This is a genomic window from Pinirhizobacter sp., from assembly GCF_035317885.1.
Classification (GTDB): Bacteria; Pseudomonadota; Gammaproteobacteria; order Xanthomonadales; family Rhodanobacteraceae; genus Pinirhizobacter.
The window spans coordinates 1-4,310 of the sequence record NZ_DATHFX010000076.1 but is presented as its reverse complement, the minus strand read 5'-3'; the positions used below and the strand labels follow the sequence as shown (position 1 = coordinate 4,310).

Annotated in this window: 4 protein-coding genes and 1 pseudogene; all 5 read left to right on the top strand. The window is 65.6% G+C overall.

The window, feature by feature from the left end:
* A partial coding sequence (locus VK519_RS02390; protein WP_324347307.1) for a M20/M25/M40 family metallo-hydrolase occupies positions 1 to 556 on the top strand: 556 nt, incomplete at its 5' end.
* On the top strand, positions 513 to 1,862 hold the full coding sequence (locus tag VK519_RS02385; RefSeq protein WP_414692682.1) for an acetylglutamate kinase: 1,350 nt from the start codon (positions 513 to 515) through the stop codon (positions 1,860 to 1,862). The genes VK519_RS02390 and VK519_RS02385, both read left to right, overlap by 44 nt.
* A complete protein-coding gene (gene argC / locus VK519_RS02380) occupies positions 1,859 to 2,809 on the top strand; it encodes an N-acetyl-gamma-glutamyl-phosphate reductase (RefSeq protein ID WP_324347303.1) in 951 nt (316 codons plus the stop codon). The genes VK519_RS02385 and argC overlap by 4 nt, the downstream gene beginning before the upstream one ends.
* A 5-nt stretch (positions 2,810 to 2,814) precedes the next feature.
* Complete coding sequence (argH, locus tag VK519_RS02375; RefSeq protein WP_324347301.1) at positions 2,815 to 4,110, top strand: argininosuccinate lyase; 1,296 nt, start codon at positions 2,815 to 2,817, stop codon at positions 4,108 to 4,110.
* 6 nt (positions 4,111 to 4,116) lie between these two features.
* Positions 4,117 to 4,310: pseudogene (locus tag VK519_RS02370) on the top strand (glutamate 5-kinase); the annotation flags it as partial.

Here is a 4,310-nt window from a genome sequence, read left to right as displayed (position 1 = left end):
GGGCGACCAGCAGCCCAGCGACAGCGCCTTGCACCAGGCCATCCGCTGGGGTGCCGCCGCGCTGGACTTCCAGCAAGCCCAGTCGCACGAGCGTTTCGGTGGCTTGACGGGCCTGCGCTTCAACATCGGCAAGGTCGAGGGCGGCATCAAGGCCAACATGATCGCTCCCACGGGCGACATCCGCTTCGGCTTCCGTCCCCTGCCATCGATGGACGCCGACCGCATGCTCGAGACCTTCCGTACCCTGGTCGAGCCCTTCCCGGTGGAATATGGCGAGACCTTCCGCGGCGATTCACTTCCCGCGGGCGACACCGCCACCGCGGAGGCTCGCCGTCTGGCCTCGCGCGATATCGCCGATGAATTGGGCATCCCGGTGGGCAACGCCGTGGACTTCTGGACGGAAGCGGCGCTGTTCTCTGCTGCCGGCTTCATCGCGTTCGTCTACGGCCCCGGGGATATCGCCCAGGCGCACACCGCCGATGAGTGGGTATCCCTTGCCCAACTTGAAGACTATGCCCGCACCATCTACAGGATCGTGGACAGTGGAAACGCATAAGCACACCCGCAAGACCATTGTGCGCCTCCTGTCGAGCATGGGCAGCGCGCGGGAAATCCAGCAATACCTGAAACGTTTCTCGCAGCTCGACGCCAGCCGCTTTGCGGTGGTGAAGGTCGGCGGCGCGGTGCTGCGCGATGATCTGCCCGCGCTCACTTCATCGCTGGCCTTCCTGCAACAGGTGGGCCTGACGCCCATCGTGCTGCACGGCGCCGGCCCGCAGCTGGACGAGGAACTCGCTGCCGCCGGGATCGTCAAGCAGACCGTCGGTGGCCTGCGCGTCACCTCGCCCGAGGCGCTGGCCATCGTGCGCCGCGTGTTCCAGGCGCAGAACCTGCGCCTGGTCGAAGCGCTGCAGCAGTCCGACACACGTGCCACCTCGGTGCCGTCGGGCGTGTTCGCTTCCGATTTCCTTGACCGGGAAACTTACGGCCTGGTTGGCAAGGTACGCGAGATCAACCTGGCGCCGATCGAAGCGAGCCTGCGTGCTGGTTCCATCCCGGTGATCGCAAGCCTTGGTGAAACCGACAGCGGCCAGATCCTGAACATCAACGCCGATTTCGCCGCCAATGAACTGGTGCGCGTGCTGCAGCCGTACAAGATCGTATTCCTGACCGGCACGGGCGGCCTGCTCGACGGCGACGGCAAGATCATCGATTCGATCAATCTGTCCACCGAGTACGAAGCGCTGCTGAAACAGCCCTGGCTGCATTCGGGCATGCGCCTGAAGATCGAGCAGATCAAGGATCTCCTTGACGGCCTGCCGTTGACCTCCAGCGTGTCAATCACCCAGCCCTCGGAACTGGCCAAGGAACTCTTCACCCACAAGGGTTCGGGCACGCTGGTGCGCCGTGGCGAGCGCGTGCTGAAGTTCGAGTCGTGGCAGGGCGTGGACCTTGAACGCATGCGCAGCCTGGTGGAATCGAGCTTCGGCCGGTCGGTGGTTGCCGACTACTTCGAGCGCACCAGGCCTTATCGCATCTACGTCAGCGAGAATTACCGCGCCGCGATGATCCTCACCGACGAAGATGGCTACACCTACCTGGACAAGTTCGCCGTGCTCGACGACGCCCAGGGCGAAGGCCTGGGGCGTGCCGTGTGGCAGGTGATGCGCGATGAAAACCCCCGCCTGTTCTGGCGCTCGCGCCATGGCAATGCCATCAACCATTTCTATTACGCCGAATCCGACGGTTGCTACAAGCAGGAACGCTGGAAAGTGTTCTGGTATGGCATGCCCGACTTCGCGGATATCGAACGCTGCGTGGCGCATTGCGCCACGCGGCCTGCCACCCTGGTGGAACCATGACGTCAAAACGCATCGGCATCGTCGGCGCCCGTGGGCACACCGGCGCTGAGTTGATCCGCCTGGTCCAGGCCCATCCGGGTATGGAGCTCACCTTCGTTTCCTCGCGCGAGCTCGCCGGCCAGCGCGTGGCCGATCACATCGACGGTTTCACCGGCGATCTTCGCTACGAGAGCCTGGATGCCGCGGAGGTGGCAGCGAAGGGCGCCGACGCCGTGGTGCTGGCCCTGCCCAATGGCAAGGCGGCACCCTATGTCCAGGCGCTGGATGCCGCCAGGCCCGATACGGTGATCGTGGATCTCTCGGCGGACTACCGCTTCAACGAAGAGTGGTATTACGGCCTGCCTGAATTGACCCGCGGTCTCTGGCGTGGCCAGAGGAAGGTAAGCAACCCCGGTTGCTACGCCACGGCCATCCAGTTGTCGATCGAGCCGCTGAAAGATCTCCTGGCCGCGCCGCCGGTGTCGTTCGGCGTGTCGGGCTATTCCGGCGCCGGAACCACGCCTTCGGACAAGAACGATCCGGAAAAGCTCCGGGACAACCTGATGCCATACACGCTCACTGGCCACACGCACGAGCGCGAAGCCAGCCGCCACCTGGGCGTGCCGGTGGAATTCCTGCCGCACGTGGCGCCGCATTTCCGCGGCCTTACCGTCACCACCAATATCTATGTGGCGCGGCCGGTGAAGCTGGAAGACATCGCCGCGCGTTTCCGCCAGCGCTATGCCAGCGAGCCGTTGGTGAGGGTGCTCGATGAAGCGCCCTGGGTGAGCCGCATCGCCCACAAACATCATGCCGAAGTGGGCGGGTTCACCGTGTCCAACGATGGCAAGCGCGTGGTGGTGGTGGCGACGCTGGATAACCTCCTCAAAGGCGCGGCCACCCAGGCCATGCAGAACCTCAACCACGTGCTCGGCTTCGACGAGTTCACCGCCATTCCCAAGGACTGATCGCCATGGCACAACCCCTGTGGCAAAAATCCGATAGCAAGGTGGACGCGCGGATCATGAAATTCCTCGCCGGCGCGGATGTCGTGCTTGACCGGGAATTCTTCCTGCACGACATCCAGGCCAGCCAGGCCCACGTGCAGGGCCTGGCGCGCATCGGCGTGGTCAGCCACGACGAAGCCGCCGCCATTGCGCGCGAACTCAACCTACTGGCCGATGATTTCCGCAGCGGCAGCTTCGTGCTGGACGACCGCTTCGAAGATGGCCATTCGGCCATCGAGGCCCGGCTGACCGAGCGCCTGGGCGATGCAGGCCGCCGCGTGCATACCGGTCGCAGCCGCAACGACCAGATCCTGGTGGCCACGCGGTTGTGGCTGAAGGACCAGCTTGCCAGCCTGGCCGTGCTCGACATCGCCATTGCCCGCACCTGCCTTGACCGCGCCGCAGCCGAGAGCCTGCCGCTGCCGGGATACACCCACCTGCAGCGGGCCGTGGTGTCGTCCACGGCGATGTGGTTCGCAGGCTTCGCCGAAGGCTTCATCGACAACGCCGTCCGCGCGCGCGCCACCGCCGACTGGATCGATGCCAATCCGCTTGGCACCGCGGCGGGCTATGGCGTGAACCTGCCGCTGGATCGCCAGTACACCACCACCGCGCTTGGCTTCGGCCGCATGCAGGTGTCACCGATCTACGCGCAGCTTTCACGCGGCAAGTTCGAGATGGCCGCGCTTGAAGCCATGACGTCCGCGCTCCTGGACCTTCGCCGCCTGGCCTGGGATCTGTCGTTGTTCACCACGGCCGAGTTCGACTTTGTCTCCCTTCCCGGGGAATACACCACCGGTTCGTCGATCATGCCGAACAAGCGCAATCCGGACGTCGTGGAGCTGCTTCGCGCCAGCTATGCCACGGTAGCCGCCGCCCGCACCGAGATCGAACAACTGCTGTCGCTCCCGTCCGGGTACCAGCGCGACCTGCAATTCTCCAAGGGATCCCTATTCCATGGCTTCACCCATGGATTGTCCGCGCTGGAACTGGTGCCGGACATGCTGGCCCGGATGACATGGAAGGCCGAACGCATGCGCGCGGCGATCGAGCCTGCGATGTATGCCACGGACGTGGCCATCGAGCAGGCCGCCGCCGGCGTGCCGTTCCGTGATGCTTACCGCGCCGCTGCCGAGACGGCCGCGTCGGCGGGCGAGGGCAGGAGCCCTGAATCCAGCCTCGCCGCGCGCGTGTCGCCCGGAGCGGGCCATGCGTTGGGACTGGACGAACTCCGCGCCCGCCTCGACGCCCTGGCAGGCTAGGCGGCCATGGCATCGGTCTTCAGCGAACGCGCACTGCCACCCTGGCGCCGCGCCGTGCTGAAGGTCGGCAGCAGCCTGCTGGCGGCACCGGACGGTGGCCTCACGCCGAGGCACGCGCTGGGCCTGGCCCATTTCGTTTCCGCCTGCCATGCGCTGGGGCGCGACGTGGTGATCGTATCCTCCGGGGCCGTGGTGGCCGG

Excerpts from the sequence above, each read along its gene's own strand:
- argH (WP_324347301.1), top strand. The coding sequence starts at position 2,815 with ATGGCACAACCCCTGTGGCAAAAATCCGATAGCAAGGTGGACGCGCGG.
- argC (WP_324347303.1), top strand. The coding sequence starts at position 1,859 with ATGACGTCAAAACGCATCGGCATCGTCGGCGCCCGTGGGCACACCGGC.
- VK519_RS02385 (WP_414692682.1), top strand. The coding sequence starts at position 513 with ATGCCCGCACCATCTACAGGATCGTGGACAGTGGAAACGCATAAGCAC.